We start from the raw sequence: 21448 nt of genomic DNA on the forward strand, positions 1-21448 counted from the left end.
ATATCACGCCGGGGGCGGAAGCTTACGCCTCGCATGAGAAGGAAGAGAAATCCGGCTTCGGCATTCAGTTCGGCTCGAGCGGCAGCGGTTTCTCCATCGGCATCGGCGCCAAGAAAACCAAGGACGAGCTGAACGAGGGCGCGGCGACCAATGCGGGCTCCCGCCTGCAGGCGGGCCGGGACATCACCATCAATGCCGGCCGCGACGCCAATCTGCAGGCTGCCGAGGTGGCGGCCGACCGCGACGTGGCGATCACCGCCGAGCGGGATGTGAACCTGCTCGCCGCGCAGGACAAGTCGAACTACGAGGCGATCCACGAGGAGCTCTTTGCCGGTGTGACGGTTGCTGTCGGTTCCGGTCTGGTGAGCGCGGCTCAGAGCGTCGGTCAGGCGGCGGAGAAGATCGGCGACGTTTCCGATAAGTATTCCGCCGCCAATGCCGCCTTCGCTTCGATGAAGGCCTATGACGCGCTCGACAACCTCGCCAATGGCGGCAGCATGGCCTCCGTTTCGGTGACGGCGGGCTTCACCCACCAGAAGAGTAGCACCTCGTCATCCGCCGAGGTGCCGGTGGTGACGACGGTGACGGGCGGCCGCTCGGTCTCCATCGAGGCGAAATCGGGCGATATCAACAGCCATGGCGCGCAGATCGCGGCGGGCTATGACAGTGATGGTCTTCTGACCGATTTCGACGATGAGAAGGCGGGCGATATCTCGCTTCATGCCGGCAAGGACATCAATCTGGAAAGCGCTGAGGCGAGGAACGAGACCTCCAGCAAGTCCAGTTCCTCGGGTGCAAGCATCGGCGTTTCGGTCGCATGTTTTTGAAGAATGAATTACTATGAAAAATCAACCCGCAAGACGTGATTTTCTTTTTGGAACATTTTCAACTATATTTTCAATACTTGGATCATCTGTTTCATCTCCTGGAAAGGAACCTCCGTTAAAAAATATAAATTCAAACAAAGGAAATAATATAATGGCGACTGCTAGATTGGATAATGTTGAGATATATTATGAGATACACGGAGAGGGGCGACCTCTGGTTTTGATTGCCGGCTATACGTGTGATCATACTTTTTGGGAGGGTGTTCTTCCACATCTGGCAAAGCGCTTCCGGGTGATAACCTTCGACAACAGAGGTATTGGATCGACCGCGGATCATGGGGAGCCCTTTTCGGTGGACACCATGGCTGCCGATGCCGCCGGATTGATCAGGCATCTTGGATTGGAAAAGCCCGCTGTGGTCGGGCAGTCTATGGGCGGAGCAATCGTACAAACTCTGCAGGCCCGCTTTCCCGAAATCTGCGGCCCGTGCGCGATATTGAATTCATCACAGCGATTTGACACGGTAGCGATCAAGGCGTTGGAAAGCCTGTTGGAACTTCGGAAGGCAAATGTTGACTTCGATCTTCTGATTGATGCGACATTACCTTGGCTGTCGGGCAGCGAATGGCTTTCCAACGGAAAAAATATCGCTGATTTCAAGCACGCCCTTTTAGCCAATCCCGCACCACAATCGGTTGCCGATCAAGAGCGCCAACTGATTGCGCTCAAATCATTCGATGCCCGAACGTGGAACAAACCCTGGAAACATCCGGCTATGGTTATTTCTGCGACAGAGGACAGGGTAGCTTCCGTTCATGAAGGAAGGAACCTTGCCAGAAGTCTGAATGCGCGATTTGCCGAAGTTCCCGGTGGGCATGCCAGCCCCGTCGAGCAGGCGGGAAAGGTCAGCGAATTGCTCCTGGCGTTCTTGCACGGATAGCCGACATCATCAGACTATTGGCCCGCAACTCACCAGCCCAGAGCCATCGCCATCGAGTTCGCCCGCCGAAAACGACGGCAATGCCTGCAACGTGACTTTGCACGAAAAGCGCCCGGCCAAGGCCGGGCGCTTCACCACCGCGAGTTTTCCATCACCCTTCCGATAAAGATGAATACGGAAATGCCTATATGCTAGGCGACCAGTAGCTCCATATGCTCTTCGTTGTTCTGGTAACCGTGATCCACCACGTCGAAGCCTTGGTAACCGTCACCGCCAGGGGAATGCTCAATCTCCCCAAACTTCATAACTTCCACGTGATCCCTTCCATCGGAAGGAAGCTGCGGAATGTCGTCGCTCAAAGTTTTAAAGAAACCGACAATATCCTCCGCAGACAAGTGGTGGAACATGTTCTCCTGACCATCGGAGCCAGAGGTTTCGCGCACTGCAAAATCCAGATTGATTCCCTCATCGGCCAATTGGAAATCCACTAAGGCAGAACCCTGCGCGTGTGTGTCACCAGCGACGTCCGCCAGCTCCCCGATGTCACCATCAGCGCCGCCAGCACCGATATGCGCAATCGAGCCACTGTTCCAGCCCCAGGCGCTTTCAACGGGGGTAGTAACCGGCGTATCCGAGAAGTAGCCGTCACCAACGCCACGAAAGACCTGAAGACCATAATCCGAACTGAGATGCACCCAGTCCAGAACGCCATCACCGGTAACGTCTTCGAGGGAGGTGGAAGCATATGCATTCCGGCCCGCATTGCTCCCGCCGGTCCAATCGTCCACACCGGACATATCGGTGCTGATGCCCGAATAGCCAAAGGTTCCGTCGGACCTCCCCTCCAGAACCAGAATGGAACCGTTCTCGCCGGCAATCAGGTCGGAAAGGCCATCGCCAGTCACATCGGCCAGAAAGGTGGAACTGTGCAGGTCATTGCTGAACGACGATACTGGCATGTCCTCCGGGAAAAAGGACATAAAATTTGTCGTCGCGGATACCGTTTCCAATGTTCCATCTGTCAGAAAATACTGAACATTGATGACGGAATCTGAACTGTTGATCGAGACCAGCGCCAGACCATCAGAACCCGCGTTTCCTATAAAGGTCGTACCACCGTTGGCAAAGCGAAGCTCATAAAGGTCACCAGAGGTAATCGCCGCCGTCGAGAACGTTCCGTCGCCCTGGCCCTCATAGACGCTAACGGTTCCATCCCAGGCGTTGCTATGGACCCAATCCGGAATTCCATCACTGGTCACATCCACCAAAAAGGTGGAATAGGAAACACCCGCGCCACCGCCGGTCCAGCCTTGATCCGGCGCAATCTCACTCATGTCCGTCACGATTACATTTTCCGTGTCGAACGTTCCGTCAGCCTTGCCGGCCACGACGCGGATCTCCTGGTCTTCCGCGTTGCCGTTGACAAGATCAGCAACCCCGTCCCCAGTCACATCAGCAATGCCGTTCCAACTGCTAGAGTTCTGCTCTGGAGAGAAGCTGCCCTTAAAAGCATCACCGAGATAGGTGGATTGCGAGGGAGTCAGCGATACAGCTCCATCCTGTTCGAAGAAATAGACATTTACGTTCTGATCATACTGATTCATCTGAACCAGGGCTATGTTCCCCTGATGTGTTTCGCCGGCGTTATCAGAACCGGTCCCGGGCGCATCCGCCCCGGCACTATGTTCGCTCCACCCATTACGAGCAGCGATAGTATTAAAAATATGACCGATACGTTCCGCCATTTGTGAATATTCATCGCCCCGACCAGCAAACCGGAACGCATCTCTAAAATGATTTTTCATCATTATCCCCTAGACTATTTCTACCAATATAATCCGGCAAAGGCAGATAGCCTTCGGCTTCGCTCCTTCGTGCGAAGCCGTCGCCAGCCACCGCACGATTTCCCTAATAAACGGAATCATGAAGCAGGCGGCCATGGTTAGATAGTGTAGCGACACCTGAATAGAAGAGGATTTGTTACGCTCGGATACAAACCGTTTCAAGCGATCCGCTGCCATTTGAATGACCGCGGCTGACACCCTAACTCGACGTGCAAGCTGCCCGCAGGGTTGTCTGCAGCAACAGCGCGCACGACTTTATCAAGCGGCTCGCAGTTAGATACATATTGAGGCTTATGATCATGAATAGACGGTATTTTCTTCAGACTTTAAGCGCCCTACCCTTTGCACTGTATAAACCTGCAACCGCGGTTGGATCCGAATGGGACTATAAGGATAATGATCCACAGCATTGGAGCGAACTATCAGCGGAATACAGAAACTGCGGCGTCGGCCTCAACCAGTCTCCAATTGATCTCGATCACGGTATCAAAGCGACGCTCCCCCAGCTTGAGATCGACTATGGGGACAATTTCACCACCGTTGAGAACAACGGCCATACAGTGCTCGTCGCCGCGGGAAAAGGTAACCATCTGATCGTAGATGAAGAACGTTATGAACTCGTCCAATGCCATTTCCATCATCCCAGCGAACACCTTCTGAAAGGTGCGCGGTTTCCGCTGGAATGCCATTTCGTCCATCGTCTTGCCGACGATGAGATCGCCGTCATCGGCGTGCTGATGAAAGAGGGCCACCGCAATGATGCGTTTGAGGAAATACTGACACTCGCGCCGAAGAAGTCCGATGAGAAGGTGGATATTCCTGGCGGCCACCTCGCCATCAAGGATCTGCTTCCGGACACCCTTCATTATATCCGCTACAGTGGATCACTCACGACGCCTCCGTGCAGCGAAGCGGTAAACTGGATGGTGTTGATCAAACCGATCGAAATCTCAGCCGACCAGATCGCTCGGTTTGCTGCGCTTTATCCCAATAATGCCCGCCCAGTTCAACCTTTGCATCATCGCCCTGTCCTCGAGGATTAGACCGTATTGACGTGAAGATTGACTACGCCGGAAAGAAACCGTCCCGGAGCGCGTCGAAAAAGCCCTCGTGGTGTTGACCACTTCTGAGCATCCTGGCGCGTTCTGGAGGCATAATCCGGCTGACATCATGGCCGAAACCTGAATTGTGAGTTGGCTCCTGAGCAGGTTTTTATCAACACATGAGCCTCCACCATCGCAGTGTCTTCCCGGCACATTTTCATAGGAGTGCTCCCCGTTTCACCGGACATTTCGGCTAGTTTGATTTAGCCCTGATGAACTGCCGTGGGGAAGCCATTTTGAGCGCGGAGGGGCTCAACGGCGTCGGCGTCAGCCCTGCGGGCGGCGCCTATGCCAGTGCGGGCAGGTCGAACGCAAGCGGGACGACGCAGGTTAACACCCATGTCACCGGCACGGGCGATATCAAGCTCGAATCGGGCCGCGATACCAATCTGAAGGGTGCGGTCGTCTCGGGCGAGACGGTGACGGCGAATGTCGGTCGCGACCTCAACATCATCTCGGTTCCCGACACGGGCGAGACGAAGAACAGCTCGGTCTCGGCCGGCTTCTCCCTGAGCGGTCCGGGGCAGAAGGTAGGAAGCCTCGGCCATCTGGGTGGCGTGATCGGCGGCGCCCTGGGCACGACGCCGTCCGTCTCCGGCGTGCAGCCGGGCTTCGGCACCGGCTCGGGCGAGACGAACTGGATCTCCGAGCAGTCTGGCCTGATCTCGTCGGGCAAGATGGATGTCACCGTCGGCGGCAACACGCATCTGGGCGCCGGCAAGATCATCTCGGAATCGGGCGATCTCACCCTCGACACCGGCACGCTGACGCACGAGAACTTCTCCGGTTCGAAGCAGTATGAAGGCTTCGACGTCCAGGCCAATATCGACACGACGGGCGGCAAGGGCACGCTCGAGAACGCGCTCGGCAACACCACGGCGGAAGGCTCCTACAAGCTCGACGACACGCGGCAGGAAGTCCGCGCCACGGTGGGCGAGGGCGAGATCACCATCCGCGACAAGGACAAGCAGGCGGCACTGGAGGCCGAAGGCAAGACCGAAGACCTCGCAGCCCTCAATCGCGATCCCGACAAGGCTTACGAAATCACGAGGGATGAGCATGTCGATGTGGAGTTCTACTTCTCCGACACTTCGGTGAAGGCGGCGATCGCGGCGGGCGCGGCAGTCACGGAAATCATCGGCGGAGCCCTTGACCATATAAGAGAGCCGGAGCTTTCCAAGGCGATCCGCAACAACGAGATCGATCCAGCCACTGCGTTGCAGCAGCTGCGGTCAGGTGCTTGCGGCGAGCAGCGCGGCGATGCCGGCTTCGATCTGTGGGAATGGATCGTCCCCACGGCCCATGCGGCGGACTGCACGCTTACGACGCTCTCCGGCAAGCCGATCGTCATTCATGACCGCGAAGGCTGCTTCGAAGCACTGACCCTGGCTCTCTATAACCAGACGGTTGGCGCTTCGGGCAATCTCGACAGTTTCAGCCGTGGTATCGCGAAAGGCGTCGCCTCGCAGGGTGAGGAATTCGCGGCGCTGGTCTCCGATCCGGCCGGCATGGCCAAGACCATTTCCGGCGTGGCGATGGAGATCGCCTATGATCCCGTAGCGGCCGCAGCGAAATACGGCTATGGCGCCGCTGACGGCCTTTCCGAGCAGTCATTGCTTTATCTGCAGGCGCTCGCCAATGGCAATTACCAAGCCGCCGGCGAATATCTCTCCGGCCTCGCCATCGATCTCGCCATCAAGGTTGCGGCACCCGTTGCCGGAACTGCCATCGGCGCAATCAAGGCAGCGGATAAGCTTGCGGCGCTCAGAAAAATTGAGAAAATTGAAAAGGCGGCCACAAAGGCGGGAGTGCCTGACGGAGTTTCTTTTGGCCGGAATGCAAACCAAGATTATCATGTTTGGCGTCACGTCGAAGATGAGCTTGGTATGAGCCGACAGCGAGTCCAAGATGCAGTCGTTGCTGATCTACCGCCTGCTGGCAATCTTTCCAGCGGTCTTAACGTACGCTTCGTAACCATAGATGGTGTGCGGTTGCAGTACAACGCCTTCAAGCTGCCTGATGGCACGATAAATATTGGACGGATCCATGAGGCAAATTGAATCGACAGAGGTAGAACTTATTGCATTCCTTGCCCAAATTGGTGGTGTTCAGCTTGCGTTGCCCAGCAAGCAACTAGTTTGGGTGGTAAATCCAGAAATGCGGTCAATTCGTGCTGATTATTGCCCGAAGGGATGTCGTGTGCGCTCGGTCGCTTCATATGAGTTTGAAGATGAAGACGGAGTTCCGATTGTCACCACATTGCTCCTGACGGAAGATGGCCGGTTTGGAGAACTCGACTTCTGGAAGGTTAACGATGAACCCATCATAAGCTTGCCATCAGCACCTCTCTCATGACCTATCAGCTTCAAGTTTTCCTGCCGGGCCTCATGACCTTGATCGCAGCTTTCCTGCTCTCGCTCGGGTCTGTGGACACAAAACCCGCCTGACTCCAGCGTAAATCTTGCTTTCACCGGTATTCCGTTCGCGGGATCGGGTGATGTGCACGCTTCGGACGGCACAGGAACGGCTGGGTCAGCATCAGCATTTTCGCACTTCCCTATTGCCCCAACTAAGGCAGTCAGTACCGGTGCAGGAAGTGCAGCGGACGCTGCGCGTCTGCGTATGCAGCTTTGGGTAGAGGAAGCTGCTGGTGTACGAATGCCACAGACCAATGCCGGCTCCAGCCTGCAGGCGGGCCGCGACATCACCATCAATGCCGGTCATGACGCCATTCTGCAGGCTGCCGAGGTGGCAGGTGCCACGGCCACGACCAATGTTAACGGCGTCCAGCGAACAAGCTATACTTTAGGGAATGTTCGTGTTTGGGCCGAAGATGGCGGAAAAACAATTATTACTATTCTGAGGATTGGCTCCCAATGACCTGTGGTTTCATATACCGTGACATGATCGAGGAAATTCGCGCTGTATGCTTCCAGCATGTTCAAGGACTAGTCTCGGCTGATGACGTGCAGCGTGTCGTACAGCGCGGGGAATTGACGATTGTTGCCATTGAAGAAAAGGATATTCGCAATTTTCTGACGAATGTCGAAGGGCTGCTCGAAGAGATCAAGTTTACAGTTGACGATGAATTGCAGTTGTCTGAATCTCAGAAAGTAGCTCAACAAGTGCTTTTGTGGCTCTCGGAACGTGAGAACAAGGGGAGTCGTTACTCGTCTTCTGACTAATGTAGTTCCATACCGACGGCGCAGAATGTGTTGGCGTTCGCGTCTTGTACGGTGCTTGCGCGACCGGTGTGCAGCCGGGCTTCGGCACGGGCTCGGGCGAGACGACGCAGCGATTCTTGGATTAACCAAGGTCTCGGGGGTCGAGCGAAGCATCGCCTTTGGACATACGTTTGAAAAACATGTTTTGCAGCAAGGCGAATTTGCCGGATTAAACATTCGGACACGCGAGCAATTTGTAAAATACATCGAAAATGTATGACCTTGCCCCCAAGTTTTATCCAGTTTTGAGTTTGCTCCGGCATTTTAACGGGAGCACGTCTGGATTGATAGCAAAGGGAAAATATACGAATGGGATAAGCAGCACGGTGCGTTGGAGGTCTATGACAAGACCGGTAAAAAGCACCTTGGTGAGTTTGATCCTAAAACCGGAAAGCAAACGAAGCCTGGAGATCTTGGGCGGTCAACGCCAAAATAGGGGATATTTTATGCAAAAGGTTGAAAGATACATTGCCGCCTTTGAGAAATCTGGCAGTAGGTTTCTTGTAAAAAAATGCGCATCCCAAGCGATGACTTAGAGTATCTTAAAACAATATTCGAGGTAAAAAATGATGATCCATTTATGTATGATTATTACGATGTGACTGAAGATCTGGCGGAAAAGCTGATGGCGAGGTATGGATTCGAATTTTCCTTTAGCGAATTCGATTACGCTCTCGGAGCAGAGGCAGCTTAGTTTCGACGGCTCGGGCGGGCTCGTTGGGCTAAATAGCTTCGCAAATAATAGGATCACGAGTCCGACGATGGGAATTTATTTAGTGGTCAGTCTGTTTCAACGGGATGGTGATGGGCTCACGAATATGTTGCAACTCGAGGAAAGTGATCTTCAGTTTTTTCGTGAAACGTTGAATGTGCCCGAGGAGGATCCGCTTCTCTACGGAGAATATCAAATTAACCCAGAGGCTAATGAGAAGATTTATCAGCGGTATGGGTTTAAGTTGGACTTGGACAAGTATGATTGTTTCGCTGGTTACAAAACAGATAAGCTGTGAAGACAGCGTCGCTTGAAAAGTTCCTTAGCGCTCTTGTAAGCATCCTTTTCGCCTTCCATCCGTTCGCAAGTACCACGCTTGCGTACGGCACCGGCAATATCGCCTCGGCCTCCGGTATTTGCAGCGGCAATGGCCTCTCCATTGAGACGAAATCGGGCGATATCAACAGCCATGGCGCGCAGATCGCGGCGGGCTATGACACTGACGGCCTCCTCACCGATTTCGACGATGAGAAGGCGGGCGACATCTCGCTCAATGCCGGCAAGGACATCAATCTGGAAAGCGCTCAGGCGAGGAACGAGACCTCCAGCAAGTCCAGTTCCTCGGGTGCAAGCATCGGCGTTTCGGTCGGGGTCGGCCTCAATGGTGTCGGCGTCAGCCCCACGGGCGGCGCCTATGCCAGCGCCGGCAAGTCGAACGCAAGCGGGACGACGCAGGTCAACACCCATGTCACCGGCACGGGCGATATCAAGCTCGAATCGGGCCGCGACACCAACCTGAAGGGTGCGGTCGTCTCCGGCGACGCTGCGGTGCGGCTTCTCCGAAGCTGCCTTTCATCGCAGCGCGGGTGGCGGCGAGGGCTGGACCGTGGTGGAGACCTATAGCGACCGCGCCATCTCCGGCGCATCGCTGATCCGCTCCGGCATCCAGTCGCTGCTCGCCGATGCGCAAGGCCGCCGCTTCGACATGGTGCTGTCGGAGGCGCTCGACCGCATCAGCCGCGATCAGGAGGACGTGGCCGGCGTCTTCAAGCGCCTGCGCTTTGCAGATGTTTCCATCTTCACCCTGTCGGAAGGCGAGATCAATGAGCTGCATGTCGGCCTGAAAGGCACGATGAACGCGCTGTTCCTGAAAGACCTCGCCCTCAAGACGCGGTAATTGTGCCGATCAGTGCACCCGCAACGGCGCCGATGGCGATCGTCAGCAGCAAGGCAGGCGCGATCGGCATGCCATTTGCTAAAAATACGGTGGAGTGCTCCCCGTTTCACCGGCCATTTCGGCTAGTTTGATTTAGCCCTGATGAACTGCCGTGGGGAAGCCATTTTGAGCGCGGAATGGGGATGGATTTCGTTATACAACTCTACGACGGAACGCCCACGGGACCGGTTTTGAGCGCAAGCTTCTTTACCCATGGCATCCCTGGACTGGACGGCAAGTCTTTATCCACGAGGTGATCGAGAAGAAGGATGCAGCGGTTTTCCGCTGCACGCTTTCTGGACAGTCATTGCATCGTTGGCTGGAGATTCCGGCGTGGATGTTCGAGCGGGTAGTCAGCGCGAGCTGGCGCATCACGGATGCTCCGCACGTCGATCTTGCTGCGCTTGGCGCCTTGGCAACCCTTCTCCGGGATTCAGAACCCCATCGCAATCTCTGGCGATGGGCGCAGCATTGGGCTCTCACGACGCGAATCGGGGAGATGTCCATGCCGCGCAAGCCCACGACATACCAGTTCGATCTGTTCTCCAAGCCGGACGATGCCGAGACGATGCAGACGCCGCGATGGCAGACGCTGCCTGCCGAGACGCGTCAATCCGTGACGAAGCTGATGGTGAGCCTGATCCTCGATCACGTCGAAGACATGCGCTCTCCCGGAGAGAGGGAGGCGCGTGATGATGAATGAGAAGATCAGGCCGCATCATCTGGAGAGGAAGGCAATTCTGTATGTGCGCCAATCGTCCGCCCATCAGGTCCTGCACAATCGCGAGAGCGGCGCACTTCAATATGCCATGCACGGCCGTTTGACTGCGCTCGGCTGGTCTCGCATCGAGACGATCGACGACGATCTCGGTCGTTCGGCCGCCGGCGGCGTGACACGCGCCGGTTTCGACCGGATGGTTGCCGAGGTCTGCCTTGGCAAGGTCGGTGCGGTGGCCGCGCGGGAGGTGTCGCGGTTTGCCCGCAACAGCCGTGACTGGCAGCAACTTATCGAGATGTGCCGCGTCGTTGATACCGTGCTGGTCGACCAGGAGACGGTCTATGCACCGCGTCAAGGCAACGACCGGCTACTGTTGGGGCTGAGGGGAAGCCTCAATGAGTACGAACTTGATCTTTTGCGCCAGCGTTCGCTCTCGGCCCGCTATGAGAAGGCCCGCCATGGCGAACTCGTCGTTGCAGCCCCCGTCGGCTTCGTGAAGGTTGGAGACCGGATTGAGAAGGATCCCGACCGCCGCGTGCAGGAGGCAATCATCATGGTATTCGACAAGGTCGCGGAGCTCGGTAGCGCCCGCCAGGCCCTGATGTGGTTCCTCGAGCATGGGCTGGATTTGCCCGCCAAGCGCAACAATGGCGATGTCGTCCGGCGTAGGCCGAACTATGCAACCATCCACCGAATGATCGAGAACCCGATCTACGGCGGCGCCTACGCCTATGGTAAGTCTGGTGTCGCACCTGGATTTGGCCCGTCTCCCGTTCGGCCTGGCGCTCGCCGCAAACCGCGCGAGGAATGGCTGGCGCTGATCCCGGGCAGTCATGAAGGTTATGTCAGCTGGGAAAGGGCAGAGGCGATCCGCACCATGGTGAGCGACAATGTGCCCACGAGCCGGCATCACGGAGCGCCCAAACATGGCGAATTGTTGGCTGGCCTTGTTCGCTGCCGGCGTTGCGGTCGAAAGCTCACGGTGCGATACACGGGCACAAAGCATAACATTCCGCGCTATTCCTGCTGGCGGGGACTGCTGGACAATGGCGAGCCGCGTTGCATTGCTTTCGGCGGACTGCGCGCCGACGATGCGATCGAGGAAGCGCTTCTGCGTGTCGTGGAGCCCGGGGCGATTGCTGCGGCTGCCGAAGCTGAGGCGCAGGCAGCCAGTCGCCGCGACCAGGTCCAGAATGCCCTCGGCCGCGATCTGGAAGCTGCCCGCTACGCCGCCGACCGCGCCTTCCGGCAATATGACGCTGCCGATCCTGAGAACCGCCTGGTTGCTGCGGAACTGGAGATGCGATGGAACCGCGCTCTCGCCTATGTCACTGAGATCGAGAGCAAGATCGCCGCGCATGATGCCGCAACACCGAAGTCATCGCCTGCGTCGGCAACGGACCTCCAGGCCTTGGCTGCGGACCTTCGGTCCGTCTGGTCGGCGCCGACAACGGATGCCAAGCTCAAGAAGCGCATCGTGCGCACAGTGATCCAGGAGGTGGTCGCCGATATTGATGATGAAGCCTCCGAGATCGTCCTGCTCGCCCATTGGATTGGTGGCGCCCATACCGAACTTCGCCTGCCGAAGCGGCGCCGCGGACAGCGCAACAGCACTTCCGCCGACATCATCGTGGCCATTCGGCAACTGGTGCTGATTGCCAGCGACGACCAGATCGCCGGCATTCTCAACCGCAACAGCCTGGTAACTGGGCATGGCAATCGCTGGACCCGGGAGCGGGTCACGGCGCACAGGTCGCATCACAAGATTCCGGTCTTTCGGCTAGCACCAGACGGGAACGAACCATTGCTTAACCTCAACAAGGCGGCGCGCCTACTTGGCGTAGCACCGAAGACGCTGAGGCTCGCCGCTGAAGCCGGCGAGATCGAGGGCGTTCATCCTTTGCCGGATGGTCCGTGGATATTCAGTCGCTCAGAGCTTGGAAAGCCGCTTGCCCAGCAGATTGCTCATCGCGCACGACAGAACCCCAAATACCCCGCGGGATCGCATCCAGATCAGCAAAACCTATTCCCTTCAACGACATAGACAGATGGGTGTTATGAAACAGGATTGTAATCTTCAATCCATCCGTCGATGAGCGGGAGCACCGTTTCGGAGTCCGGTAGAGCTGATAGGCGGATGTAATCCCGTTTCAGAGTTTTCACGAATATCTTCAATCCATCCGTCGATGAGCGGGAGCGCCGTTTCGGAGTCCGGTAGAGCTGATAGGCGGATGTAATCCCGTTTCAGAGTTTTCACGAATGCCTCGGACATGCCGTTCGACTGCGGGCTGGCCACCGGCGTGAAGCAGGACGTCAGATTGAGCGCCTGGGCAAACAGCCGTGTCTCCCGTGCGGTATAGGCCGAACCATTGTCCGAGAGGTGCTCGAGAGCATGCGGGGCTCGGGTTGCGCGGAAGCGTTTTTCGACCGCCTCCAGCATCATGTCGCGCACGTCGGAGCCGGATATTCCGGCATTGGCGACTGCTGTCCAGGCGATGATCTCGCGGTCGAAGGCGTCGATGATGAAGGCGAGACGAACGATCTCGCCATTCCAGCAGGTGAACTCCAAACCGTCGGAGCACCAGCGCAGGTTCGAGCGCATGACCATGACCTTGCCGTCGTGGAGGCGACCCTTGCGGACGATCTCGCCATTCCAGCAGGTGAACTCCAGGCCATCCGAGCACCAGCGCAGGTTCGAGCGCATGACCATGACCTTGCCGTCGTGGAGGCGACCCTTGCGCACGGCCGTGTGCTTCTCCAGCAGCATCGCGTGGTTGCCCATGATGCGGTGAACCCGCTTGGCGTTGACGACAGGCTGATCGGCGGCCCGCCTTTCGCGATTGAGGAGCGCGGCGATCCGCCGATAACCATAGGTTGGCCTTTGATCCACCAGCCTGCGAATGACGGGCAGAAGCTCTGCATCCTCGGCCTTGTGATAGGGCCCGCGCGGCTTCGATCTGCCTTTTTAACCGCTCGATGAGGTTCGAGCGGGAAACGCCAAGCGTGTCTGCGACGGTCTTCATCGGGAACCGTCCTTCGACAACAAGATCGGCCGCAATATCCGTTTTTTTGAGTCCGCTTTGGACAGGGCTTCGCGGAGTATCTCGACCTCCATCGTTTTGCGGCCGAGCATGCGCTCCAGCTCGCGGACGCGGCCATAGGTTGGCCTTTGATCCACCAGCCTGCGAATGACGGGCAGAAGCTCGGCATCCTCTGCCTTCCGGTAGGGCCCACGCGGCTTCGATCGGCCCTTGAGCCTGTCTGCGAGATTGGAGCGGGAGACGCCCAGCGTGTCTGCGACGGTCTTCATCGGGAACCGTCCTTCGGCAACAAGATCGGCCGCGATATCCGTTTTTTTGAGTCCGCTTTGGACAGAGCCTCGCGGAGTATCTCGACCTCCATCGTTTTGCGGCCGAGCATGCGCTCCAGCTCGCGGACGCGGTCCTCCAGCTTCTTCACTTCCGAATTGCCGACAACCGGCTCGTCAGAATCCACCGCTGCAGCACCTCCCTCGCTCAAGAGCCTGCGCCACCGGTAAAGCAAATTGGGCGCAACGCCATGGCTGTTGGTTTCCACGCAGAACTGAGCCGGTTAGGCGCATAATTTCCATTGAGAATTGAGCCATGACCGGCTCGTCAGAATCCACGGCTGCAGCACCTCCCTCGCTCAAGAGCCTGCGCCACCGGTAAAGCAGATTGGGCGCAACGCCATGGCGGCGAGCGGTGGAAGATACCGTCTCGCCTGGTTCGAAACTCTGCTCGATGATTGTTAGTTTCTGCTCGGCTGTCCACCGCCTACGGCGGACATCACCGGTCAGCAATTCAACGTGTCGATACGCGTTAGACATAAGCCTGTCCTCAAGCCTGTGCTTGAGCCTTTCTGCTTATGCCGAATGTCCGGTCGAAATGGGGGGCAGTTCATACGGCGACCAGCATGCCGCAAAGGGCTGTCACGCTGCCGACTGAAAGGTCGATATTGCCGGTCAGGATCACGAAAGTCATTCCGATCGCGACCACCCCGGTCACGGCGGCCTGCTGGAAAAGGTTGGCGATATTGATCGGCGTCAGGAAGTTGGGTGACAGCACCGCGGCGACCGCAACGACGATCAGAAAGATCACGATGAAATTATATTCGATCGCCAGATCGACGAGGCGGCGGCCGATCTTCGGCGCGGGCGCGGCTCCGGTCGTGATATCAGTCATGATGCTGCTCCCCGAGAAGCTGATGTTTCAAAATCGTGTCCTGATCGGTGGTCGCCGGATCGAACCGAGCGATGTTGCGGCCTTCGTGGAAGATCCAGATCGTGTCGCATGCCGCGTAAAGCTCATCAAGCTCGGAGGATGCGACGATGACCGCGGCGCCATCTGCGGCCAGCTGCTCGACCAGACGGTAAAGATCCGCCTTGGCGCCGATATCGAGGCCACGGGAGGGCTCGTCCAGCAGCAGGAGCTTCGCCCCCTTGATGATCCATTTCGCCAGGACAATTTTCTGCTGGTTGCCGCCGGAAAGCTGCATGACCTTCTGCTCCGGCGAGACACGGCATCCTGATTGATGGTGAAGGCGTCGTAGGTGGTGGCGAGACCCGCATCCTGTTGCAGGTCTTCTCGAAGACGGTAATCGGGCCGATCTTCTTCGAATTCATCCAGCGAAAGGGTGACGACGGCTTCGGCGAGGGCAATTTCCGCGCCCTTTTTGAATCGATCGAGGAGGATCAAATTCGCCGCGGCGTTCTGAACGCCGAGCCGGTCAAATAAGAAAGGCGGAGCCGGCGAGAGGAGCCGCGTCGCAGCGAGAATCGGGGCTTTAGCTTCTCAAATCTCTCGACCGACTTCACTAAGCACCTGTCGCAGCCATCGATGTCCAGGATCTGCGTCGTGTCGTGCGTGCCAGGTCTGCACCACTCGGAATGATGGAATATCCAGGGGTGGCGGAAAAAGTCGGAGCGGTAGCCGTCCAGCCAACGGTGCGAAGAGACGACGGGGTTCCGTTGCCACGAGGTCGGAGGCATCGACCAGCATGGGTGCCATCAGGAAATGGCCGACCGTCACGACGACATTCCTTTTCAATCTTTTCTTAGCGAGCACGGTGTCGACATAGCCACTTGGAGTGCCCCTCATCGAAACCTGAAGATGGCGTAGCGAGAGATAGCGCTCGAGGTCAGGCCTGTCGCCCAGCTCGGGATGATCACCACGGCCGGCGCAGATGAAGTCCTCTTCGTAGAGCAGTTCTTCTCGCATATGGGTCGGCGGCTGTGGGAAGTTGCCAGCGATGAGTTCGACCGCGCCGTCGTCCAGCATCGGCAAGCCGACACTGCGGCTTGTATTGCGGACCACTAGAGAAACGCCTGGTGCTTCGCGATCGAGCCGTGCGGTCAGACGCGGAAGAAGCACGAAGGCGGCATAATCGGAGAGACCGATCATGAATTGCCGTGTGCTTTCGGTCGGATCGAATGCGCCACCGCCAAGCAGGACACCCTCAACCTGTTCGAGAATTGAACGCACGCTTGGCGCGATGTCCTGCGCCAGCGGCGTCGGCATCATGCCGCGTGGCGATCGAACGAACAGTGGGTCTGCGAACAGAGCCCGGAGGCGGTTGAGCGAATGGCTGACAGCCGGCTGTGTCAGCCCAATTCGTTCGGCCGCACGCGTAGCGTGCCCTTCTGCAACAAGGGCGTCGAAAACAACCAGCAGATTGAGATCGACGTTGGCGATATGAATCTTCTTCATCAGGATAATACTAATAATGAATTGGATTTATCACAATCATCGATGCAAGGTTCGGCCGGAATAAAAAGGGTGGATGGAAGAGTTGGAGAACACGAATGTCAGGTTCCAGCACCGTAGCAACGGGAAAAGCAAATTCTCGCCGACGCTTTATGGAGGCGGTCTTCGTTGCAGCAAGTTCTTTCGCCATCAGTCGGAGCGGGCAAGCCATGGCCTCGGAAACGCATGAGGATCGATTTTCACGTGGCCTGGAAGTGCTCCGCCGCATCGGCGGCGAGAATTTCGATGGGCCGATCAATGCACTAGCGGAAACCTCCGCCGATCTTTCGCGCTTTACGGTCGAATACCCCTATGGTGATGTCTTGTCCCGCCCCGGGCTCGACCTCCCGCTAAGACAGCTATGCACCATCTCCATGTTGCTGGCCGACGGAAGCGCCCAGCCGCAACTGAAGTTTCATATAGCCGGCTTCCTTAACGCTGGCGGCGAACCTGAAGCGATCGTGGAATTGCTCTTCGTATCGGTCGCCATGCTGGGGTTCCCCGCGACGATCAATGCCGTCGGCATTGTTCGGTCGATATTCGCCGAACGTGAACTGGCATTTCAGCCCATCGAACCCGCGACAAATGACGGAGCGAGACGCGCACGGGCTGGACGGGAGATGCTGGGGCGGCTCGTGGGGGGCAACGCACAGGACTATTTTGACCGCTTTGCCGGCGCTGCGCCTGACCTCGCGCAGCTCTCGATCGATTTCGGGTTCGGGGAGGCGCTGGCTCGTGAGGGCCTCGATCACAAGACCAAGCTGCTCGCAATTATCGCGATGCTTGCCGCGAGCGGCAATCGCAATGATGCGCTGCGTCTTCATCTTGCCGGCGCTATCGCCAATAGCGTGACACGCGAAGAGATCATCGAGCTGCTGATACAGCTCAGCGTCTATCGCGGGTTCCCATCGGCCCTGAACGCATTCTCTGTCGCGCGGGATGTCTTCGCACTCGGTGTCCAGCCGCTTCAGGTCAACGTCCCCGCGCCCGTCGATGCGGAAAGTCATTCGGATCGATTGGAGCGGGGGAGGGCTCTGCTTGCGAAAAGCTCGGCCGCGTCAGGCGATGCCGTGGTCCGTAGTTTTGACGATATCGCACCGGATCTCGGGCGCATGATCGTCGAGCATGCCTATGGCGAGGTGTTCTCGCGCGATGGCATTGACCTAAAGACACGTGAACTCAGCGCCTGTGCGGCTTTGGCCGCCATCGGTTCCGCGACGACGGAAACTCCTTTGCGCGTCCACATCAACGCTGCCTTGAACGTTGGTGCGAGCCGGGAAGAGATCATCGAAACGCTAGTCAATCTCGCAGCCTACAGCGGCTATCCAGCGACACAGCAGGCGATCCGCATCGCCGCGGAAGAGTTCGCCAAGAGCAACCCGTCCTCGCGACAACCTAAGGAAGAGAGTGAATGATCGACCGACGGTCAATGCTTTCCGCAGTCATCTCAACCGCACTCTTGCCGCCACCGTTGGCCATCATCGTTCCCGCCACAGCGCGGGGCACTAACCGGGTCGAACGTCTATGGACGGGTTTCAGCTCGGCGGTTGGTATGGGGTTCGACAAGAGCGGGAACCTCTATGTGGCGGAATGGAGTGCTGACCGCATCTCGCGCATCGAACCGAACGGAAGGCGCACGACATTCGCGGTTGATTTGCCCGAGCCATCGGGCCTTGCGGTCGACGCGGAGGGCAACATTTACGTTGCATCGTATTCTCGCGACGAGATCTATCGTTTCACATCCGATGGCAGCCGGGAAACCTGGCTTACCGGGCTCGCGACGCCAGCAGGGCTATCCTTCGATCAGGCAGGACGGCTGCTTGTCGCCAACCGACGCACCAACGAGATCCTGGCTTTCGATGCTACCAGGTCCCGCAGTGTAGCTGTCTCCGGTCTGAGAACGCCGGTCGGGGCTGTTCAACGTCCTGACAATGGTTTCGTCGTCTCCAATATCGGCGGTGGCGTGACCATCGTGCGCGGCGACGGCCGCCGGTTCGAGACCGGGGAGGTGTTGCGCACGCCAGGTCCAGGGATCGCACAGACTGCAAGCGGTCGAATCTTCGTGGTTGATTACGGCGGCACGGGCATTCATGAAGTCTTCGACGACGGTCGTGTAAGCTTGTTTGCCGACGGTCTTTCCAGCCCGGTGGGCCTCACAGTCTCGCCATCGGGCGATCTCTTCTCGGCCGACTGGGGCAATGGCGCTATCTATCGCATCAGACTCATGTGACGTCGGCGTCACATCGCCGTCCAGCGCGGCCACACGTGCGCTTACGTTTCACACCCTTTGAAAAGGTTCGCTTTGCTGGTCTCTGGCTCCGTTCTGATGATCTCCAGCGTATCTTTTCCCAAAGGGATAAGGGCCTTGAACTTGCTGGCAAGCGGACAAAGCTTCGATCTGGTTCTGACACGTTTTGCCCTTGAGCCGCGTTGCGCGCTGTTCCTGAAAATCAGACGTGGATTGTTCCGGATGGTGTCGCTTCAGCGGTAGCGACCGCTTTGCCGCCGATTATACGATATTGCGCGAAATCTGGCTGAAATCTCGTGAAGGTGATGCTTCTTCTGGCCATTGCGAAACGGTACTCGCCTTTAAGCGGTGGCGGCGAGCGGAAAGGACTGTCGGGCTCGGCCTGACGTAATGCGCCGATCCGCCATAGACGTCGATCAACCACCCATCCAGTGCAGGGCGATGCCTGCAAGGGCGCCGACGAACAGCACCGCGCACGCGACCGATTGGACGAAGAAACCGGGCCCACGCTTCTCCACGGCTTTGCTGTAGCCAGTGAGGTACAAAATACGCCCGCCGATCCAGACAAGCCCGAGCGCGGCGGCTGCGATGTCACTCAGATAAGCCGCACAAAGCCAAAGCGTCACCAGGAAGACAGGCATCCATTCGAGCGTGTTCATGTGCACGCGAAACACGCGCTCAAAGTCGGCATTGCCGGTCGTTGCCGGAAGTTTGATATTGAATCTCTGGCGCGCTACCACAACGCGCCACGACAGAAAGAAAAGGAATGCAGCAGTGAGCAATGAGACGATTGCAGTGTAGTACAGCATGACGATATCCTATATTGTGTCCGGCTCATCGGCTTCACCCGTAGGGCCTTCACTCGCAGATCATGAAGAGGACTTCGCAAGCTGATCCAGGGACCACGTTCCTCGTCGAGGATGCGCAGCTGTCAGGCCACCCTGCTAGTCAGCAAGTCCGCGAACCGCTGGAGATACAGTGGCCAGCCCTGATCACCGGCAACTCCGTCGCGCTCGCTTTCCCAGCCTTCGCCATGGCGTTCCAGGTTCCGGTGCTCAAGCTCGACGCGGGTCCGGTTCGCTGTCTCGGCGGTGAACCGTACTTCCCACTCGCTGGTCTTGTTCGGGTCGGTCTCGATCCGCCATTGCGGGCTAATATCCCAGCTCAAGAGCACCCGGTTAGGCGGTTCATAGACCAGCACGCGCGCCCAGCGGCACTTGCTGCCGTCCACGCCACGGTCAACGATGTGGCCGCCGACGCGGCGCTCGAACACGGTCTCCGCGATCGGGACGGCCAGCAAGTTGTGCTCCGGAGGTTTGAAACTGCCGAAGTCTTCCGTGAAGACCTTGAATGCATGGTCGATCGGCACCTCGACCACGACGGACTGTTTCACGGACGCGATTGGTATACGAGTATTCATCGTGACTCCTCCGGCGGTTGCTCGACGGTCAGTTTGTAGGCCGCCAACGTTCTGCTCCAGAACCGGTCGAGCCAGGCACGCATCTGGCCAAGCCCGTGCGGGTCGATGTGGTATATGTTGCTGGCCCCCTTCGGTTCGGCACGGACCAGCTGCGATTCGCGCAGCACCTTGAGATGCTGTGAGACGGCTGACTGCGAGACTGTTAACTGCCGCGTAATCTCTGCGACCGAGCGCGGACGCTCCGCGATCAATTCGAGAATATGCCTGCGGGTCGGGTCACCGAGGGCGGCAAGTTGAGCGCTATCAGTAGTCATTGCTTATGATTAGTAAACACTAATCATTGTGTCAAGCGACGTCGTTCGCGGGCAGTGCCTCGGTTTGCAATTTGACGACTGGGATTGGACTCAGAACAGTCAAGGTGCTGGGCTTGGCGGCCATTCGTGACCGCCGGGGACTCATGAAGGCCGGAGCGTCCATGTTTGAAACACCGAAGGGCGCTTCCCGGCCGCCGCCGATTCTAGTGCAGATGCCGCAGCTTGTCGGGGTTCCGCACCACATAGATCGCGGCGATCTTTCCGCCCTCAATTTCGAGCGCGGTTGTCTGGATTTCGCCATCGGCTTCCAGCGTAATAAATCCAGGCAATCCGTTGATGAAACCGACGCGAACGAGCTTCGAGCCGTTCTTACGGAACACGGCTGCCAGAGACTCGTGCGCTCTCATCACCGCGTCAAACCCAATGATCGGCTCCATGGCAGTCGGGCGCTTGCCTCCGCCATCGGCGTGAAGGCCGATATCGGCAGCCAACATCGCGCGAAGCGCCTTCATATCGCCGCTGCGTGAGGCAGCGAAAAATGCCTCGGCAAGCTCAAGGCCACGCTGTTTCTCCACTTGGAAGCGCGGTCTTGCGTCCCGGACGTGGGCGCGCGCGCGCCTAGCTAACTGACGGCAGGTCGCTGTGTCCCGCTGGATTGTCTCAGCAATTTCCTCAAATCTCTGCCCGAACACATCGTGAAGCAGGAAAGCCGCGCGCTCGAGCGGGGAGAGCCGTTCCAGTGCGAGCATGAGTGGCAGCGTGACGTCGTCCTTTTCCTCCGCTTCCACAACTGGTTCTGGAAGCCAGGGGCCAATATAGGTCTCGCGCTGGCGTCGCACGGTTTTGAGCTTATCAAGACAGAGGCGCGTAACCGTCCGGCGCAAAAATGCTCCCGGCTCGCGCACCTTTGCACGGTCAGTGCCCATCCAGCGGATGAAGGCGTCCTGCACCATGTCCTCAGCATCCGCCACGGAGCCCAGCATGCGGTACGCGACGCGGATAAGCATCGGACGCAGCGGCTCGAAATCAGCCGCTGCGTCTTCTCGTGACGCTTGCGCCGTCAAGCGGCGGTTGCCTTGGCCGGCGAGGGCGCTGCGGTTGCGGGATCAAGTCTGGCATC

Annotated in this window: 25 protein-coding genes and 3 pseudogenes; 17 read left to right on the forward strand and 11 right to left on the reverse strand. The window is 57.9% G+C overall.

Annotation, left to right across the window (positions count from 1 at the left end; genetic code table 11):
* Positions 1-827, forward strand: an 827-nt coding sequence (locus ATN84_RS24935; protein ID WP_201026446.1) for a hemagglutinin repeat-containing protein, incomplete at its 5' end; no start/stop codon positions are given.
* A 13-nt stretch (positions 828-840) separates the two neighbouring features.
* On the forward strand, positions 841-1767 hold the full coding sequence (locus tag ATN84_RS24940; RefSeq protein ID WP_082766494.1) for an alpha/beta fold hydrolase: 927 nt from the start codon (positions 841-843) through the stop codon (positions 1765-1767).
* Between the two features lie 191 nt (positions 1768-1958).
* Here ATN84_RS24940 and ATN84_RS24945 read toward each other — a convergent pair whose 3' ends face one another.
* On the reverse strand, positions 1959-3572 hold the full coding sequence (locus ATN84_RS24945) for an FG-GAP repeat domain-containing protein (RefSeq protein WP_068885232.1): 1614 nt from the start codon (positions 3570-3572) through the stop codon (positions 1959-1961).
* A 338-nt stretch (positions 3573-3910) separates the two neighbouring features.
* Between ATN84_RS24945 and ATN84_RS26485 the strand changes: the two genes are divergently transcribed.
* From ATN84_RS26485 to ATN84_RS24990, 12 genes and pseudogenes are all read left to right on the forward strand, one after another.
* Positions 3911-4654, forward strand: a complete 744-nt coding sequence (locus tag ATN84_RS26485; protein WP_082766513.1) for a carbonic anhydrase — start codon at positions 3911-3913, stop codon at positions 4652-4654.
* A gap of 296 nt (positions 4655-4950) precedes the next feature.
* Complete coding sequence (locus ATN84_RS24955) at positions 4951-6774, forward strand: hemagglutinin repeat-containing protein (RefSeq protein WP_068885234.1); 1824 nt, start codon at positions 4951-4953, stop codon at positions 6772-6774.
* Positions 6761-7069 carry a DUF6984 family protein gene (locus ATN84_RS27160; RefSeq protein WP_146119647.1) on the forward strand — a complete coding sequence of 103 codons (309 nt, stop codon included), beginning with the start codon at positions 6761-6763 and terminating at the stop codon, positions 7067-7069. Before ATN84_RS24955 ends, ATN84_RS27160 begins: the two co-directional genes overlap by 14 nt.
* Positions 7070-7372: 303 nt before the next feature.
* Complete coding sequence (locus ATN84_RS24960) at positions 7373-7594, forward strand: hypothetical protein (RefSeq protein ID WP_153020390.1); 222 nt, start codon at positions 7373-7375, stop codon at positions 7592-7594.
* Positions 7591-7899, forward strand: a complete 309-nt coding sequence (locus ATN84_RS24965) for a ZPR1-type zinc finger protein (RefSeq protein ID WP_068885236.1) — start codon at positions 7591-7593, stop codon at positions 7897-7899. Before ATN84_RS24960 ends, ATN84_RS24965 begins: the two co-directional genes overlap by 4 nt.
* Positions 7900-8221: 322 nt before the next feature.
* A complete protein-coding gene (locus ATN84_RS26490) occupies positions 8222-8374 on the forward strand; it encodes a colicin E3/pyocin S6 family cytotoxin (RefSeq protein ID WP_082766496.1) in 153 nt (50 codons plus the stop codon).
* Between the two features lie 75 nt (positions 8375-8449).
* On the forward strand, positions 8450-8632 hold the full coding sequence (locus ATN84_RS28195; RefSeq protein ID WP_425287449.1) for a DUF7683 domain-containing protein: 183 nt from the start codon (positions 8450-8452) through the stop codon (positions 8630-8632).
* A gap of 67 nt (positions 8633-8699) precedes the next feature.
* On the forward strand, positions 8700-8948 hold the full coding sequence (locus tag ATN84_RS28200) for a DUF7683 domain-containing protein (RefSeq protein ID WP_068885362.1): 249 nt from the start codon (positions 8700-8702) through the stop codon (positions 8946-8948).
* A complete protein-coding gene (locus tag ATN84_RS24975; protein ID WP_068885237.1) occupies positions 8945-9553 on the forward strand; it encodes a hemagglutinin repeat-containing protein in 609 nt (202 codons plus the stop codon). Before ATN84_RS28200 ends, ATN84_RS24975 begins: the two co-directional genes overlap by 4 nt.
* Positions 9525-9824: pseudogene (locus ATN84_RS24980) on the forward strand (recombinase family protein); the annotation flags it as partial. The gene ATN84_RS24975 and the pseudogene ATN84_RS24980, both read left to right, overlap by 29 nt.
* A 547-nt stretch (positions 9825-10371) precedes the next feature.
* Complete coding sequence (locus ATN84_RS24985; RefSeq protein ID WP_068885363.1) at positions 10372-10569, forward strand: hypothetical protein; 198 nt, start codon at positions 10372-10374, stop codon at positions 10567-10569.
* The gene (locus ATN84_RS24990; RefSeq protein WP_068885239.1) at positions 10559-12628 is read left to right on the forward strand and encodes a recombinase family protein; all 2070 of its coding nucleotides are present in this window, start codon (positions 10559-10561) and stop codon (positions 12626-12628) included. The genes ATN84_RS24985 and ATN84_RS24990 overlap by 11 nt, the downstream gene beginning before the upstream one ends.
* A gap of 33 nt (positions 12629-12661) precedes the next feature.
* Here ATN84_RS24990 and ATN84_RS24995 read toward each other — a convergent pair.
* The 5 genes and pseudogenes from ATN84_RS24995 to ATN84_RS25015 all read right to left on the reverse strand — a co-directional run bounded on the left by ATN84_RS24995 (position 12662) and on the right by ATN84_RS25015 (position 15099).
* A pseudogene (locus tag ATN84_RS24995) lies at positions 12662-13894 on the reverse strand (DDE-type integrase/transposase/recombinase).
* Positions 13891-14160 (reverse strand): transposase, encoded by a 270-nt coding sequence (locus ATN84_RS28230; RefSeq protein WP_068885240.1) that lies wholly within the window; start codon positions 14158-14160, stop codon positions 13891-13893. The pseudogene ATN84_RS24995 and the gene ATN84_RS28230 overlap by 4 nt, the downstream one beginning before the upstream one ends.
* On the reverse strand, positions 14069-14431 hold the full coding sequence (locus ATN84_RS28045) for a transposase (RefSeq protein WP_082766499.1): 363 nt from the start codon (positions 14429-14431) through the stop codon (positions 14069-14071). The genes ATN84_RS28230 and ATN84_RS28045 overlap by 92 nt, the downstream gene beginning before the upstream one ends.
* A gap of 70 nt (positions 14432-14501) precedes the next feature.
* Positions 14502-14786, reverse strand: a complete 285-nt coding sequence (locus ATN84_RS25010; RefSeq protein ID WP_068885241.1) for an ABC transporter permease — start codon at positions 14784-14786, stop codon at positions 14502-14504.
* Entirely contained in the window at positions 14779-15099 is a 321-nt protein-coding gene (locus tag ATN84_RS25015) for an ATP-binding cassette domain-containing protein (RefSeq protein WP_068885242.1), read from the reverse strand. The genes ATN84_RS25010 and ATN84_RS25015 overlap by 8 nt, the downstream gene beginning before the upstream one ends.
* A 17-nt stretch (positions 15100-15116) precedes the next feature.
* On the opposite strand from ATN84_RS25015, the pseudogene ATN84_RS26500 reads away from it, so the two are divergent.
* Positions 15117-15338: pseudogene (locus ATN84_RS26500) on the forward strand (4-hydroxyphenylpyruvate dioxygenase); the annotation flags it as partial.
* A gap of 57 nt (positions 15339-15395) precedes the next feature.
* On the opposite strand, the gene ATN84_RS25020 reads toward ATN84_RS26500, so the two are convergent.
* Positions 15396-16310, reverse strand: coding sequence for a LysR family transcriptional regulator (locus tag ATN84_RS25020; protein WP_068885243.1), 915 nt, complete (start codon positions 16308-16310; stop codon positions 15396-15398).
* Between the two features lie 206 nt (positions 16311-16516).
* Here ATN84_RS25020 and ATN84_RS25025 point away from each other — a divergent pair, with 206 nt between their 5' ends.
* Positions 16517-17761, forward strand: coding sequence for a carboxymuconolactone decarboxylase family protein (locus ATN84_RS25025; RefSeq protein ID WP_201026447.1), 1245 nt, complete (start codon positions 16517-16519; stop codon positions 17759-17761).
* Positions 17758-18576, forward strand: a complete 819-nt coding sequence (locus ATN84_RS25030; protein WP_068885245.1) for an NHL repeat-containing protein — start codon at positions 17758-17760, stop codon at positions 18574-18576. Before ATN84_RS25025 ends, ATN84_RS25030 begins: the two co-directional genes overlap by 4 nt.
* Positions 18577-19010: 434 nt before the next feature.
* On the opposite strand, the gene ATN84_RS25035 is transcribed toward ATN84_RS25030, so the two are convergent.
* From ATN84_RS25035 to ATN84_RS25050, 4 genes are all read right to left on the reverse strand, one after another.
* On the reverse strand, positions 19011-19403 hold the full coding sequence (locus tag ATN84_RS25035; protein WP_068885246.1) for an MAPEG family protein: 393 nt from the start codon (positions 19401-19403) through the stop codon (positions 19011-19013).
* Positions 19404-19525: 122 nt separating this feature from the next.
* Complete coding sequence (locus ATN84_RS25040; protein WP_068885247.1) at positions 19526-20014, reverse strand: SRPBCC family protein; 489 nt, start codon at positions 20012-20014, stop codon at positions 19526-19528.
* Positions 20011-20328 carry an ArsR/SmtB family transcription factor gene (locus ATN84_RS25045; RefSeq protein WP_068885248.1) on the reverse strand — a complete coding sequence of 106 codons (318 nt, stop codon included), beginning with the start codon at positions 20326-20328 and terminating at the stop codon, positions 20011-20013. The genes ATN84_RS25040 and ATN84_RS25045 overlap by 4 nt, the downstream gene beginning before the upstream one ends.
* Before the next feature lie 203 nt (positions 20329-20531).
* Positions 20532-21392, reverse strand: a complete 861-nt coding sequence (locus ATN84_RS25050) for a sigma-70 family RNA polymerase sigma factor (RefSeq protein WP_082766500.1) — start codon at positions 21390-21392, stop codon at positions 20532-20534.
* Positions 21393-21448: the final 56 nt, after the last annotated feature.

The organism is Paramesorhizobium deserti, assembly GCF_001558695.1.
GTDB lineage: Bacteria > Pseudomonadota > Alphaproteobacteria > Rhizobiales > Rhizobiaceae > Paramesorhizobium > Paramesorhizobium deserti.

Excerpts from the sequence above, each read along its gene's own strand:
- ATN84_RS25015 (WP_068885242.1), bottom strand. The coding sequence starts at position 15,099 with ATGCAGCTTTCCGGCGGCAACCAGCAGAAAATTGTCCTGGCGAAATGG.
- ATN84_RS24945 (WP_068885232.1), bottom strand. The coding sequence starts at position 3,572 with ATGAAAAATCATTTTAGAGATGCGTTCCGGTTTGCTGGTCGGGGCGAT.
- ATN84_RS25030 (WP_068885245.1), top strand. The coding sequence starts at position 17,758 with ATGATCGACCGACGGTCAATGCTTTCCGCAGTCATCTCAACCGCACTC.
- ATN84_RS28045 (WP_082766499.1), bottom strand. The coding sequence starts at position 14,431 with ATGTCTAACGCGTATCGACACGTTGAATTGCTGACCGGTGATGTCCGC.
- ATN84_RS27160 (WP_146119647.1), top strand. The coding sequence starts at position 6,761 with ATGAGGCAAATTGAATCGACAGAGGTAGAACTTATTGCATTCCTTGCC.
- ATN84_RS25045 (WP_068885248.1), bottom strand. The coding sequence starts at position 20,328 with ATGACTACTGATAGCGCTCAACTTGCCGCCCTCGGTGACCCGACCCGC.
- ATN84_RS24940 (WP_082766494.1), top strand. The coding sequence starts at position 841 with ATGAAAAATCAACCCGCAAGACGTGATTTTCTTTTTGGAACATTTTCA.
- ATN84_RS25020 (WP_068885243.1), bottom strand. The coding sequence starts at position 16,310 with ATGAAGAAGATTCATATCGCCAACGTCGATCTCAATCTGCTGGTTGTT.
- ATN84_RS24990 (WP_068885239.1), top strand. The coding sequence starts at position 10,559 with ATGATGAATGAGAAGATCAGGCCGCATCATCTGGAGAGGAAGGCAATT.
- ATN84_RS28195 (WP_425287449.1), top strand. The coding sequence starts at position 8,450 with ATGCGCATCCCAAGCGATGACTTAGAGTATCTTAAAACAATATTCGAG.
- ATN84_RS25010 (WP_068885241.1), bottom strand. The coding sequence starts at position 14,786 with ATGACTGATATCACGACCGGAGCCGCGCCCGCGCCGAAGATCGGCCGC.
- ATN84_RS26485 (WP_082766513.1), top strand. The coding sequence starts at position 3,911 with ATGAATAGACGGTATTTTCTTCAGACTTTAAGCGCCCTACCCTTTGCA.
- ATN84_RS24965 (WP_068885236.1), top strand. The coding sequence starts at position 7,591 with ATGACCTGTGGTTTCATATACCGTGACATGATCGAGGAAATTCGCGCT.
- ATN84_RS25025 (WP_201026447.1), top strand. The coding sequence starts at position 16,517 with ATGGCCTCGGAAACGCATGAGGATCGATTTTCACGTGGCCTGGAAGTG.
- ATN84_RS24960 (WP_153020390.1), top strand. The coding sequence starts at position 7,373 with ATGCCACAGACCAATGCCGGCTCCAGCCTGCAGGCGGGCCGCGACATC.
- ATN84_RS25040 (WP_068885247.1), bottom strand. The coding sequence starts at position 20,014 with ATGAATACTCGTATACCAATCGCGTCCGTGAAACAGTCCGTCGTGGTC.
- ATN84_RS28200 (WP_068885362.1), top strand. The coding sequence starts at position 8,700 with ATGGGAATTTATTTAGTGGTCAGTCTGTTTCAACGGGATGGTGATGGG.
- ATN84_RS24985 (WP_068885363.1), top strand. The coding sequence starts at position 10,372 with ATGCCGCGCAAGCCCACGACATACCAGTTCGATCTGTTCTCCAAGCCG.
- ATN84_RS25035 (WP_068885246.1), bottom strand. The coding sequence starts at position 19,403 with ATGCTGTACTACACTGCAATCGTCTCATTGCTCACTGCTGCATTCCTT.